The organism is Chroococcidiopsis sp. SAG 2025, from assembly GCF_032860985.1.
Lineage (GTDB): Bacteria > Cyanobacteriota > Cyanobacteriia > Cyanobacteriales > Chroococcidiopsidaceae > Chroococcidiopsis.
The window spans coordinates 269635-282480 of the sequence record NZ_JAOCNC010000002.1 but is presented as its reverse complement, the minus strand read 5'-3'; the positions used below and the strand labels follow the sequence as shown (position 1 = coordinate 282480).

The 12846-nt window shown below is 46.4% G+C and carries 15 protein-coding genes and 1 pseudogene; 2 read left to right on the top strand and 14 right to left on the bottom strand.

The features are described from left to right. Window positions 1–11: 11 nt before the first annotated feature. The 10 genes from N4J56_RS34085 to N4J56_RS34040 all read right to left on the bottom strand — a co-directional run bounded on the left by N4J56_RS34085 (window position 12) and on the right by N4J56_RS34040 (window position 7395). Entirely contained in the window at window positions 12–311 is a 300-nt protein-coding gene (locus N4J56_RS34085; protein ID WP_317111146.1) for a hypothetical protein, read from the bottom strand. Window positions 312–566: 255 nt separating this feature from the next. Next, window positions 567–1347, bottom strand: a protein-coding gene (locus tag N4J56_RS34080; RefSeq protein ID WP_317108642.1) for an IS5 family transposase whose coding sequence is annotated in 2 segments (ribosomal slippage) — window positions 567–1011 and window positions 1010–1347 — 783 coding nt in all. Because the reading frame shifts where the segments join, the coding sequence is not laid out codon by codon here. 75 nt (window positions 1348–1422) lie between these two features. Next, entirely contained in the window at window positions 1423–2349 is a 927-nt protein-coding gene (locus N4J56_RS34075; RefSeq protein WP_317111145.1) for a DUF4158 domain-containing protein, read from the bottom strand. 235 nt (window positions 2350–2584) lie between these two features. Continuing rightward, a complete protein-coding gene (locus tag N4J56_RS34070) occupies window positions 2585–2944 on the bottom strand; it encodes a hypothetical protein (protein WP_317111144.1) in 360 nt (119 codons plus the stop codon). Continuing rightward, a complete protein-coding gene (locus N4J56_RS34065) occupies window positions 2941–3954 on the bottom strand; it encodes an MFS transporter (protein ID WP_317111143.1) in 1014 nt (337 codons plus the stop codon). Before N4J56_RS34065 ends, N4J56_RS34070 begins: the two co-directional genes overlap by 4 nt. Window positions 3955–3967: 13 nt before the next feature. After that, window positions 3968–4990, bottom strand: coding sequence for an aldo/keto reductase (locus N4J56_RS34060; RefSeq protein WP_317111141.1), 1023 nt, complete (start codon window positions 4988–4990; stop codon window positions 3968–3970). Between the two features lie 112 nt (window positions 4991–5102). Further along, window positions 5103–5534: a VOC family protein gene (locus N4J56_RS34055; protein ID WP_317111140.1), complete on the bottom strand. Its 432-nt coding sequence runs from the start codon at window positions 5532–5534 to the stop codon at window positions 5103–5105. A 224-nt stretch (window positions 5535–5758) separates the two neighbouring features. After that, window positions 5759–6397 carry a YybH family protein gene (locus N4J56_RS34050; protein WP_317111139.1) on the bottom strand — a complete coding sequence of 213 codons (639 nt, stop codon included), beginning with the start codon at window positions 6395–6397 and terminating at the stop codon, window positions 5759–5761. Between the two features lie 8 nt (window positions 6398–6405). Continuing rightward, window positions 6406–6966 (bottom strand): VOC family protein, encoded by a 561-nt coding sequence (locus N4J56_RS34045; protein WP_317111138.1) that lies wholly within the window; start codon window positions 6964–6966, stop codon window positions 6406–6408. Window positions 6967–7011: 45 nt separating this feature from the next. Beyond that, entirely contained in the window at window positions 7012–7395 is a 384-nt protein-coding gene (locus N4J56_RS34040; RefSeq protein WP_317111305.1) for an aldo/keto reductase, read from the bottom strand. On the opposite strand from N4J56_RS34040, the pseudogene N4J56_RS34035 reads away from it, so the two are divergent. Further along, a pseudogene (locus N4J56_RS34035) lies at window positions 7390–8081 on the top strand (IS1 family transposase). The gene N4J56_RS34040 and the pseudogene N4J56_RS34035 overlap by 6 nt on opposite strands. Here the strand turns inward: N4J56_RS34035 and N4J56_RS34030 are convergent. The 4 genes from N4J56_RS34030 to N4J56_RS34015 all read right to left on the bottom strand — a co-directional run bounded on the left by N4J56_RS34030 (window position 8075) and on the right by N4J56_RS34015 (window position 11512). Further along, the gene (locus N4J56_RS34030; protein WP_317111137.1) at window positions 8075–8659 is read right to left on the bottom strand and encodes an aldo/keto reductase; all 585 of its coding nucleotides are present in this window, start codon (window positions 8657–8659) and stop codon (window positions 8075–8077) included. The pseudogene N4J56_RS34035 and the gene N4J56_RS34030 sit on opposite strands and share 7 nt — an antisense overlap. 138 nt (window positions 8660–8797) lie before the next feature. Further along, a complete protein-coding gene (locus N4J56_RS34025) occupies window positions 8798–9433 on the bottom strand; it encodes a response regulator transcription factor (protein ID WP_317111136.1) in 636 nt (211 codons plus the stop codon). A 40-nt stretch (window positions 9434–9473) separates the two neighbouring features. Then, on the bottom strand, window positions 9474–10109 hold the full coding sequence (locus N4J56_RS34020; protein WP_317111135.1) for a Uma2 family endonuclease: 636 nt from the start codon (window positions 10107–10109) through the stop codon (window positions 9474–9476). Between the two features lie 20 nt (window positions 10110–10129). Beyond that, window positions 10130–11512: a GAF domain-containing sensor histidine kinase gene (locus N4J56_RS34015; protein ID WP_317111134.1), complete on the bottom strand. Its 1383-nt coding sequence runs from the start codon at window positions 11510–11512 to the stop codon at window positions 10130–10132. 61 nt (window positions 11513–11573) lie between these two features. Here N4J56_RS34015 and N4J56_RS34010 point away from each other — a divergent pair, with 61 nt between their 5' ends. Then, entirely contained in the window at window positions 11574–12842 is a 1269-nt protein-coding gene (locus N4J56_RS34010; RefSeq protein ID WP_317104593.1) for an IS701 family transposase, read from the top strand. Window positions 12843–12846: the final 4 nt, after the last annotated feature.

Sequence of the window (12846 nt, the reverse complement as noted above, 5' to 3'; positions counted from 1 at the left end):
TCCCTGAAAAATCACTTGATTTTTGGAGTAGTTAAACATGAGCAGCATGGCAGAAGGGTTTTAACGCTTTGGATGGCTTGAATTTGCGATCGCCCGAAAAGAAGCGTGGGTGGCTTATTGAAAACGACAGTTTTCATAGATTTTGCCAGAGTTAGAGCAGTAGCCCAGCATTCACCCACTCGCGTCCAGGCACGATGCCTACCTGTCTGATGGACGTAGTTGTGGTAATCCAGACCAGTTTTTGTTTTGGGACGGTATTCATCCCACGACTGCGGCTCACCAGATTTTAGCAGAAAGTGCTTTTCAGGCATTGGCAGCAGAACGCCTGACTGCCTTGCGCTAGCTGGCGTAATTGCTTCACTGGCGCTGTTATACTAACCAATAAAATTGGTTGAACAGCGCCAATCATGTTGTAGAACTGCTAGTGAAACGATCGTCTCAATCTGCTCTTCTGCTTCAAAGTTCCAGTGAAGAACAGAGAAAGACCTGAAAATTACGCTCTCATAAACTTAAAGCAAAATTCTGACTTGGAAGCTCTTGGTAAGAGCTGATTTATAAAGTAAAAATCAAGCAGCTAGTCGTCTCAGCATCAGCCGTACCATAGCAGCGTAGACCATAGATTCACTTATTTCCGGTAGGAGTTCATAATCCTTACTTAGTCGTCGATAGCGTCCTAGCCAGCCAAAAGTTCGTTCAACTACCCATCTTCTGGGCAAAACTTCAAACCCATCTGTAATCCGCTTAACTATTTCTACTTCTGCACCGCAGACTACCATTACAGCTTGTGCAAAATTCTCTCCACTGTAGCCACTATCTGCCCAAATTAGCTCTAAAGACTTAGAGTTATAGCACTCTTCTAGCAATGCCACTATTGCTCCTAATCGTTCTGAAGCATTAGCTTCGGTGATTACTACACCCATTAGTAGTCCTTGAGGATCTACTACGACATGGCGTTTGCGACCTTTAACTAGCTTGCTGCCATCAAAGCCGGATACTTCCCCTTTTTTCCGTCGTTTTTACGGACTGGCTATCCACAATTGCAGCAGTAGCTTGATGAGATTTGCCCAGCTTCATCCGTACTTGTTCACGTAAGGCAAGATTTATCTGCTGCCAAATTCCTCGTTTTTGCCAACGCCGAAAGTAATAATAAACCGTTGAATAGGGTGGGAAGTCATGTGGTAGCATCTCCCAAGCACAGCCAGTTTTCAGCAAATAAAAGATGGCATTTACTACCTCACGCATATCCACAGTACGTGGATGTCCTCCTGGTCTTACAGGTGGAATTAATGGTTCAATGATTTGCCATTCTCGATCGGTTAAATCACTTTTGTAAGCTTTTCTACTCATGAGGCAATGCTTTGGGCTACTGTCTTGTCATAGTAAAAGCCTCTTGCCTCCATTCTCGCTGCTTTCAACTTTTCTTTATAAATGACCTCTCAGCTGCTGGGGTGATACTCGTTGATAGATACATTCACGCACCAGCTCGTCTGCTACTTCTACGTCTAGAACAACACTACCCAGTTCTCGAAACAACCGCAACTTTGCATTCATTGCAGTAGCAGCAGCAAGACGAAACTCCTCCAAGTCGCGACGGGCGCGAGCATATGTTTGGGCTAGACAGCGATTGTAGAGATCGATAACTTCATCGGTGATTTCTTCGTAAATTTGTTGACAGAAGGCAATTAGAATCGGGTAGCGACGAATAGTCGGCGATCGCTGTAGAGCTTGGTTTGTCGATCTCTTACCGATCTGCGCCAAGGATTTGAGGCGGTTGGGATTGATTTGCGATGTCTCCCAATCATCTATTCCTTGTTGTCGCAAAAAGGCAAGTTTGGTAAGTGCGTTACGAATAGCAGCAGGTGAATTGCTCGTAGCACTGCGTCGCAGCCAGGTTAAAGGCGTACAGCCAAGAGAACGATCGCGCACTAACAGTTCGTCCAAAAAAGCTTGGCGCTCGGCAGTCAACATCTGTCTGAGACGACGAAAAATGACCTGTTGTGCGCGACCGCGAACTGTCACCACGAGTCGCTCGATGACTGTTATTCCAGGACGCACGATCTTCTGTACGTAGAGATGGTCGCAAGCTAGTTGTAGCAGTAGGGTCAGTTTATCGTGTTCTAACGCCCGTTCCAGCAGCCATCGAGCTAGCATCTGCAACTCTTTACGCCCAGCAGGTCGAAAACCAAGATACAGTTGAATTTTACGTAAATGCTCGGTTCGAGTTTGCGCTCGCTCTCCATATGTTGTCAGACCATCTAATGCTACGTCCAGTTGTCGAGCGACATATTCCACAACTGAAGTCGGAGTAGCAAGTAGCTCTGGACAAAACCCAAGATAACGCAGTGTCAACAATTATAATGCAAAGCCTAAGCGATTGCGATCGCCACGCCCAGAGCAAACCAAATCTAGATCGGTTGTCGATCAGGTAAAGTGAGTCACCAAATCGGCAGAAGATATATCTGTAGGCAACCGCTCCCAATATTCGCGCTCTCGCTCGGTCAATATTCGTCCTGGCATCAATTTCCTTAACTAAGGCATCAAGCTCAGATTTGCGTATAATTGCTAATCGCACTCTTAGTAATTTTCAACTACGTCCAGCTACCAAGCTATCGAGATAGCTCTTCACCGCCCTGAGATATCTTTTATTTGTCATCATCCCAGCAGAGACTCGATTTGCTTCGATCCCAACTGAAACAATATCCGCTTCACTGATTCTTCCCTGCCCATAAGCACTCAAGAAAGCATCGTAACTGGGAATACCCTGATCGCGGAAGTGACCGCGATAAGCTAAAAATACCAGTTGAAAAGGTGTCGCTTGAAATGAATCAGATACTCTCGGATTTGGGGGATTAACTCGACTTATCACCCTTGTCTGTGCTGGCGCGATCGCCGGAGTCATTGCTACTAACAAGAAAGCTAAGCTACCAAGTATTAAACGGTTCATGATAAGTATTCCTCAACAGTAGGTAAATCCGGTCTAATTGTCCAAAAGTCTGATGAGTCTGAATTTAGGTTCGCCAGACTGTGGTGGAAAGGTAAAGCAAACCAAGTGCTAGTAGCGAGAGCAATCCAGCTACCCAGCCAATGGACTCTAAGCCAGCCAGACGAATTACATAACCGCCAACAACTGCACCTAGACCAATTCCGACATTGCAAATCGATACATTGAGAGCTGCTGATAGCAAAGCCACTGATGTTTTCTAAAAATGCTGTTAAGTAGGTGTAGGCGGCGAACATTCCGGTAAACGCCACGCCAGAAACCGCCAAACCAACAATCAGTGCAGGTTGCTTCAACGTGCTAATTTGACCCAAAGCATTGCCCTTAGTCGCGCCAGGCACTTCTGGCAGCCAGAGGTAGAGAGCGAGTAGGGCAAGTACAGTTAAACTCCCTACGGCAATATAAGCCATCCGCCAACTAAACAAACTCGCTATATAAGTCCCCAAAGGTACGCCCAAAACTGCTGCTATCGAAATTCCTGCAAAGACGATGGCGCTAGCACGTCCCCGTAGAGCCTCTGGAACCAGTTTTCCGGCGGCAACGCTCACCACCGACCAAAATAAGGCAAGAGCAGGTGCGGGAATCACCCTTGCTAACATTAAGATCCAGAAATTAGGAGCGAGCGCACAGAGAATATTTGCTCCCACAAAAATTACCAGTAGGAACAAAAACAGTTGACGGCGATTCACTTGTGCCGTTAAAGCCGTGAGAATCGGTCCCGATAGAGCGACAATAAAGGCAAAGGCAGTCAGCAGCCAACCCGCTCGATCTAACTCGATTGAGAAATCGCGGGCAATTAGGGGCAGTAGTCCCACCACCACGAACTCGAACGTGATGATCGCAAATGCACTTAAAGCCAGCGCCCAAATGCTCTTGGGAATTGTTCGTTGCTGGCGAGTCCCAGACGCGGGCGATCGTTCGCTCGATTTGGCAGCGATCTTTTGTTTTCCATTCATATCTGCAAATTTTCTACTGAATCAGGGGATTGCGTTCGATACCGTATCTTCGTTGATGCCAGTAGGGATAAATTGGCGGGACTGCACTCACTTGGTTCAGTCGTTTAACCTCATCTGGCGTGAGTTCCCAAGTTGCCGCACCGAGATTATCTTGTAATTGCTGTTCGTTACGTGCGCCGATAATGACAGACGAGATCTCAGGTTGATGCAGCAGCCAGTTGAGGGCGACTTGAGGGATAGTTACATTGCGATCGCGAGCAATCTCATCTAAAGTATCTACAATGTCGTAGCCTTTTTCTAAATCCAACGTCCATACATCACCTAGTTTGGCGCGGCGAGTTTCTTCCGGTTCGGGTTGTCCGCGACGATATTTCCCTGCCAAAAAGCCAAACGCTAGCGGACTCCAAACTAAAATTCCTACACCTTGGTCGAGTCCCAAGGGAATTAGCTCGTATTCTAACTCTCTAGCTACAAGGGAATAATAAACCTGTTGCGATACGTAGCGTTCTAACCCTTTGCGATCGCTGATGCACAAAGCTTTCATTAAATGCCAACCGGAGTAGTTAGAACAGCCAATGTAGCGGACTTTGCCACTACGAACGAGGTCATCTAATGCCCGTAATGTCTCTTCTAGCGGAGTTAGGGCATCGAAACCATGCACTTGATACAAATCGATGTAATCCGTCCCCAATCGCCGTAAACTGGCTTCACAGGCACGAATTAAATGATGTCGCGAGAGTTCAACATCATTCGCACCGTCCCCCATCCGTGCAAAGGCTTTAGTGGCAATTAATACATTATCTCGTTGCTTGCCGATTGCCTGTCCGAGAATGACTTCGGATTTGCCTTGAGAGTAAACATCAGCCGTATCGAATAGATTTACACCTACATCAATGCAGACATCAATTAATCGTCTAGCTTCATCGACTTGGGTTGCACCCATATGCTCGAAGAAATCGCCACCGCCAAAAGTCATCGTGCCAAAGCTGAGGGCAGATACTTTTAAACCGGATTTGCCTAACAATCGCATTTCCATGTTTTTTTCCTCTTGACTGACTTAATATCTAGAGATACCTTTTTCTGTTCAAATCCACACGATGAGATCTGGCGGCTTGCCGATATTGAATTTAGATTAAGCGGCAGATCGTTCAAGTACGTTGTGGTTTAGTCATCGTCAATGGCTCTCCAAATTCAATTACATTACTGTTGTTATCCAAAACAAAACTAACTCGCCGCCAAGTGTTACCTAATGGATAGGTCGCAGCCGGAACAAATGTGGATACACCTCGTTTATTGAGTTCTGCTAATACAGCATCCACGTTGCCAACTTCAAAACAAATATGCCCGTATCCTTCAACATTTAATGCCTCTTGAAAATTAGCTGGAGCTTTTCGTTTAGATGTAAAGTTACCGCCAATAATTTCCATCCGAAAACCATTCAGTTCGAGATAGGCAATTCGCAATCCTGGTAGAGCTTTAACTGTCCAGCTAACTTGTTCTCTAAATCCTAGTTTGTCCTTGTACCACTCGATTGTTTCCTCAAAATTAGGAACGCGAATCTGGACGTGATCTATCCGCATAAAACTGAGTTCAGTTGTTGAGGATCTAGGTTGAGCAGAAGCAGCTAGATGTTGAGTCAGTAATTCATAATGCGGTTTTTGAGATGTGAAATTGAGTGTTTGAGATTGCGCTATCTTAAGTGATGCTATAAACAATGAAATGAAAATAAAAATGATAGATAAAACTTTAAATTGCCGCGATCGCATTGTGAAGATTTTATGCATTTGCATTCACTTTTATAAATTTATGGAAGAACTTCTCTGCCGCCTATTTTTACGGGTGCTGTCATATGCTCGTGAACGATCCTCCACCTACCATCTACTTTGTGCCAGATGTGCGTCCCGTGCTGACTGCTGTAAAAGTCCTTGCCTTTATTTTTGGCACGAAATCGGAATGTAATCCCGCTCCAGCCTAAGTCATTTGACACTTCTACGCGATCAATGTCAAAGCGAGTGATTTGTTGCTCGGCAAAACTTTCGTTGATGACAGATTCCCAAAGTGATTTATAGGTTTCCCAGCCATCAATCCGTGTATCTTTGGGTGCAACGTTGTCATAAGCTAGCAATTCATTGGTGTTGATGTACAAATGCTCGTAACCCTTAAAAGTAAATTTGCGGTTGCCAAAACTATACAACTGTCGCCATTCTTGGAGTGCTTGACTAATAGCTTGCTCGTCTTGAGTAACGATGTTCGCAGGCTCAGTTTGAGCAGTAGTTATTACCGAGTGTTGAGTTAGTAGTTCATACTTTTGATGCGTTAGTTTGGTATTTATGGTGTGGCTTTGTACCGCTTTTACTAATACTACCAGTAAGAAAGCAGAGAGAATCGCAATGACTGCGTTCTGGCGTATTGTTTGCGATCGCATTACTTTAACTTCCTCCATTCATTGTTTCAACTCGATGCTCGGTTACCTTTCGTCGGTCCCGAAAGTTCAATCGCGTTGCCGTTGTTATCTAAAATAAAAGCCAAACAGCGTTGAATTGGTGCGTAATCGTAAGCGGGCGCGAAAGTAGGTACGCCGCGCTTGTTGAGTTGTGTTAGGGTTGCATCTACATCTTGAGTGCGAAAACACAAATGTCGGTAGCCTTGGTATCGCGTATGTTCTGGTACGTCTTTTGGCGGTGCGATCGCTCTTTCAGTTTCACCTCCACCGAGAATTTCTAGCCGAAAGCCGTTTAATTCTAAATAAGCTAAATCTACACCTGGAAGCGATGGTTCTTTCCAGCGAATAATTTCTTTAAAACCAAATTTATCTTTGTACCACTGCATTGTTTCCTCAAAATTAGGAACGCGCAGCATGATATGTTCGACTTGTAACGACAACGGTTGAGTTTGTGCTAAAAGAGATGGGAGATAGTTGGTAGCTGGAAGGAAGAACGTGCAGCCAACGGTGGCAATAAGAGCGAGTGTGAATACGATCGGAATTTTAAGGAAAACTCGTTCTTTGAGCATATTTTTTTACTCAGCTTATATGGCAACCCTTTAATTAAGTCAAGTTCAAGCTAATGCCATCTGGTTCAAAGTTTCAACTTCGTCTGTTAATAAATCGATTGAGTTAGCAGCAAGATTTTCTTCCAGATGAGCGATTGTTGTCGTACCTGGGATAAGAATAATATTGGGCGCACGATGCAATAACCATGCCAAAGCAATTTGATTTGGTTTTACGCCGTGACGATGGGCAATTTCAGCCAAAATTCCTGATGCATTAGCTAGGGGTGCGCCCCGTTTGAGTGGATGAGCGCCAAGCGATCCGTAGGGAATAAAAGCAATATTGTGTTTCGTACAGTAATTGAGTAGATCTTCATCGGTGTGATCGCTAACGCTAAAGCGATTTTGGGCATTGCATAATAGAGGTATGAATTGAGGTAAGTTGCGATGCAATGTCCAGAGTGCCAATCAACTCATATTCGGAAGAATGGCATCAAGCGAGGTAAACAGAACCACATTTGTGTTGATTGTGGGCGACAATTCATTGAACACTATGAAACATGCAGAGGTTACAGCGATGAAGTCAAACGGGAATGCTTGAAAATGTATGTGAATGGCATCGGTTTTCGAGGAATTGAACGAGTTAAAGGTGTTCATCATACGACAATCATTCACTGGCTCAAGCAAGTAGGTAACAATCTGCCTGATGCTGATGCCCCAGAAACAGTCCCCCAAGTCGGTGAACTAGATGAACTAGAAACCTTCGTCGGTGCAAAAAAAACAAAATCTGGCTGTGGACAGCAGTAGATCACTTCACTTCAGGGATTTTAGGTTGGGCGTTGGGCGACCATAGTGCTGAAACCTTTGCCCCGCTATGGGCGATCGTTGCCCAATGGCGGTGCTACTTTTATGTTACGGATGGTTGGAGTGTTTATCCAGGTTTTATTCCAGACGGCGATCAAATTGTCAGTAAGACTTATATGACCAGAGTTGAGTCCGAAAATACAAGACTGAGGCACTATCTGGCTCGGCTGCATCGAAAGACACTGTGCTACTCCAAATCAGAAGAAATGCTGAAATATTCAATTCGATTGTTACTGCACTATCTCAAATTCTGGAATGTTCCAGTTCCTCAATAGTTCATATCTCTATTCAGCAACGCCCGATTTTGAACAGATGCGATCGCAGTTATCTCTCCTGCTGCTTGCAGTTGGTCAAGTGATACATTCGATAACCCAATGTGGCGAATTTTTCCTTCTTGCTGTAGCGTTGCCAACATTCCCACGGATTCTGTAAATGGTATTTTAGGATCGGGACGATGTAGTTGGTATAAGGCAATTTGCTCGATTTTGAGGCGCTGTAAACTCGCTTCGCATCCCCGCCGCAAGTTTTCGGGACGACCATCAGTTTGAATGCTGTCCGGTGCAGGCTTGTTAATGCCACCTTTAGTTGCAATGACTAAATTTTCAGGATAAGGATACAATGCATCGGCGATTAATTCTTCGTTAAAACCAGGACCGTAAGCCTCAGCCGTGTCAATGAAATTTACTCCCAATTCTACAGCGCGTTTTAAAAGCTGCTTCCCACCATCCCAATCTGGATAAGCACCAAAATTACCTGGCTGTCTCGTTAACCGCATTGCGCCGTAGCCGATGCGATTTACAGCTAAATCTGAAGCGATCGCAAAGGTATTGGCAGGCATGGAAATTTTATTCATCGTGACACCTGTAAACCCGCTCGGAGGTAGGTCGGACGTGCATTACCCAGACATATTTATATTACGCAACATCATCAATCCAGAGAAACGACAGATCGGACAGATTAAAACCCGATCTTAAGGACAGGATCGCTCGATTTAGGTATCTAGCCGCGCCAATCCGCGCTTGAGCGCATGAATCACTGCTTGAGTGCGATCGCTTACCCCTAGTTTGTGCAAAATATTATTGACGTGAAACTTAGCCGTGCGCTCGGTAATGCTAAGCATATTACCAATTTCTAAATTGCTTTTCCCCAAAACCAGAAGCTGAAGTACCTCGATTTCCCGCTCGGTCAATTCGGTATTATTAAATCGTTCGGCTAACTTGGCTGCGACTTGTGGTGGAATGTATTTGCGTCCTTGATGCACGACACGGATGGCATCGAGTAGTTCTTCGGCGGTAGCATCTTTGAGTAAATAGCCCCTCGCGCCTGCTTGCAAGCCGCGATAGATATCTTCGTCGCCGTCGTAGGTGGTGAGGACGAGCAGACAAGCATCGGGAAATTCGGCTTTAATAGAGGCAATCGCGGTGACTCCATCAACTTTGGGCATTTGCAGATCCATCAGCACTACATCAGGCTGGTGTTGGCGGTAAAGTTTAATCGCTTGCTGTCCGTCTCGTGCTTGGGCGATCGCGTTCATATCCGGTTCGTCGCTGATAATCGCAGCGAGTCCCTGGCGGACAACCGCATGGTCTTCAGCAATTAAAATGCGAATAGTGGTTGTTTGCGTCATTGCCTGTTGCGAAAATTTCTGGTAGATAGCGCGTTACTAATTAACCTTGCGCTAACCATTGTCTGAGTTGGCGAATTGCCATACTAGTATTGCGATCATAGGCAATTTGTCTGTATTTGATAATCAACTCTTGAAGATTGAGATCGGGGAAATATCGACTGTGGGTTGACAGCAAGTATTCTGTTGCTTGTAACTGATAAATAGCTAATTGATTTTGCCGAAACAACCAAACTTCCGGCACTCGGTAGGGTAGGTAGTCATTCACCTCGGAGTAGCTTGTCACGTCAATTTCCAGCACCAAGTCAGGGGGAGGATCGACGCGCCAATCAATGCGTTCTTTGCCAGATACAGCTTCCCAGTTGTCGATGTAAAAACAGTAATCCGGCTCAATACCACTGATTGGTGGAAGTTCCATTGTCACGGGTGTAAAAGAGTCATATTCGCGCCCGTTGTTATCGAGTAAGACTTTAATTATGTCAGCAATGAGGCTAGCATCGCGTCCGTGTTTGGGCAGTGGCGACATTAGCAAAACTTCTCCAGTTCGATATTTAATCCGAGGAATAGAACCATCACCGCGTTGCTGACACAAACTCAGGTAGTTTTCCCAAGTAGCAGGCATTCGCACTACAGTTCCAGGTGGGAGGTAAATTTTTTCTGGTGAGACGATCGCAAACATGATGTTTTCCTGGTTTTGCTTTAAATTGGAACCGTGACGATCGCTTCGGTTCCCCGTCCGATGCTGCTTACTAGTCTAAGCTGTCCGCCGATCTGAGCAGATCGCTCCTGCATCCCAATCAAGCCGAAGCCGCCATTTGTCAGTTGCACCTGCGGCTCAAAACCCTGTCCGTCATCGCGGATTTGTAAATGTACTGCTTGGGGTTCAAACAATAAATTGAGGCGAATATTTTGGGCATTGGCATGACGTAGGGCGTTAGTCATGGCTTCTTGTCCGATACGTAACAGGTTGACTTCAACATTAACCGGAATCGGGCGCGGTGTACCGTCGATTTGTAACGTAATTTTTACGTCTGTATTCCAAGACATTTGCTCGACAATATAACGTAAGGCGTTGGGCAAATCGTCCGATTCCAGGACTTCGGGACGCAGGGCGCGAACCGAGCGACGGGCTTCGGAAAGTCCAGAAGCGGCAAGGCTACGGGCGCGACTGAGGCAGTTTTGAGCAGCTTCCGGTTGGGTAGCGGCGATTTTGCGCTTGGCAGCTTCGAGTTGTAAGATAATGCCTGTAAAGGCTTGGGCGAGACTATCGTGAATGTCGCGTGCCATGCGATTGCGTTCTTCTAAGATGGCGCGATCGCACTCGCGAGCTGCCAGTCGAGTGAGTTGGATTGCAAGTGTGGCTTGGTGGGCGAGGGCGTGGGCTAATTCTAGTTCTTCTAGGGTGTAGTCGCGGTGTTGGGTGCTGCGGAGGGTGATGCTGCCTAATAATTGCTCTCCAAATAACAACGGTACAAATAGAAGAGTTTTAATCCCGCGCTGGGCGTTATGTTGACGGTACGGATCGTAGGCTGGGGAGGCAAATTCAGATTCATGATGAATCAAAACTTGATTTTGGCGTAGCAGTGGTAGATATAGCCGATCCCACTCTTGAGGTGGGCGGCGGAGAGTAGCGGCGGGATGGTCGATCTGTTCTCCCTGTTGCAGGTGTCCGTTTTCATAGTTGAGGTGTAGCGTTGTCGTATCGTCGCTGTCGTCGAACAGGTAAACTGCACCAGAGCGATCGCCTAAAGAGTCGGAAATTGCCTGCAACACATAACCTAAAAGCTTATCTAAAGATGGCTCTAGGGCAAGCATGGTGAGCGATCCCTTTAGGGCTTCGTTTGCTTTTGCTAGCTGGGCGGCGCGTTCTTGAGCCGCTTTTTCTCGTTCGCAGGCGATAACTTCGTTAAGCTTCGCTAAAGCTGCAAGTTTTGCTTCCTCTGCCAGTCGCGTCAGTTTAATTGCCAAAGTTGCTTGGTGGGCAAGAGCTTGAGCAAGTTCTAGCTCTTCTGGGGTAAAGCTGCGTCGAGTAGATCGAGTAGATACTATTACTAATGGGACTTTGTAAGAAAGATGGAGCAAATTGAGCTAGAATGCGGGTAGGAGTTGCGTTTTACGTCAGTCTCGACAGGAGCAACGTAAGGTGAAAGATCAAGTACCAGCAGCGATGCCGCAGTGCTTTGAGAACTGGTGTCGTCGGTTTGATGATGTATTTTCGCGTCAGAAGCAGCGGCAGGAATTTCGTGTTTATCTAGGGGGACTGCTGGGTGAGAGTCAGCGCAAAAACCTGAGCCAACTGGTCACAAATACAGTAGATGGCTCCTACAACAGCCTCAGACATTTTCTCAACAATGCCCCTTGGGATGAAGTCAAGCTAAATAATCGGCGGTTGGAGGTGATGCACCAGTGTCGCCAGACGACCCCGAGTCAAGGTTTCACATTGATTGTAGATGATTCGGGACATCGCAAAAGTGGTGCGGCTACTGATGGGGTAGGACGGCAGTACATTGGGGAGATTGGCAAGACTGACAATGGTATTGTGCTGCTGACTACCTACTTGTATGATGGAGTGCGACGTCTGCCGTTAGATGTTGCACTCTATCAACACGCAAGTTTATTCGAGCAAGGCAAGGCAGACCCCAACTTCCAGAAAAAACCTGACCTGGCTCTAGACTTGGTTGACCAATGCTTGAAGCGCGGTTATCGACCGGGTGTGACTGTAATTGATGCAGGCTACGGTAATAACACGCCTTTTCTCAAGCAGTTGGAGTCGAGAAACCTAACTTACGTGGCAGCAATCGCCAAAAACCGCCAAGTTACTGCTCAAACATCAGGTGATGAGTCTGCTCGTAAGCAGGGATTAGAAGCTATTGCTCAAACCTTGGCAGTGGAGCAGTTCACACCTGTGCAACTCAATCTGGAGCAGCCCCGGACAGTTTGGGTGGCGCTGTTACCAGTTCACGTTCCGAAGCTCGAAGGCACTCGCTGGCTGGCGATTCAACTCAATGCCTCTAGTTTCGAGCAAGCGACGGAGGTGGATTACTTTCTCACCAATGCCTCTGACAACCAAGTCAGTGCGGCTTGGGTAGCTCAAACATATTCTGCTCGCAACTGGGTGGAGGTCTTCTATCGAGAAGCCAAGGGCTGGTTGGGTTTGAGTGAGTATCAAGTTCGGGATGCTCTGAGTATGAAGCGTCATTGGGTTTTAGTGTTCATCGCTTACACCTTCATCCTTTGGCATCAGTTGACCGGCGGATTCCGCAGACGTTGGGCAACCAAACCCTTACAAACCTTTGCCGAAGCATTGGAGGCATTCCGCACCGCAGTCGAGTTTCGTTTGGTCCGCTGGCTTAATGAGCATGTTGATGTATTTGCCTCTCACAGAGCTAAGTTCGGCTATATTTGGGCTTAGAAAG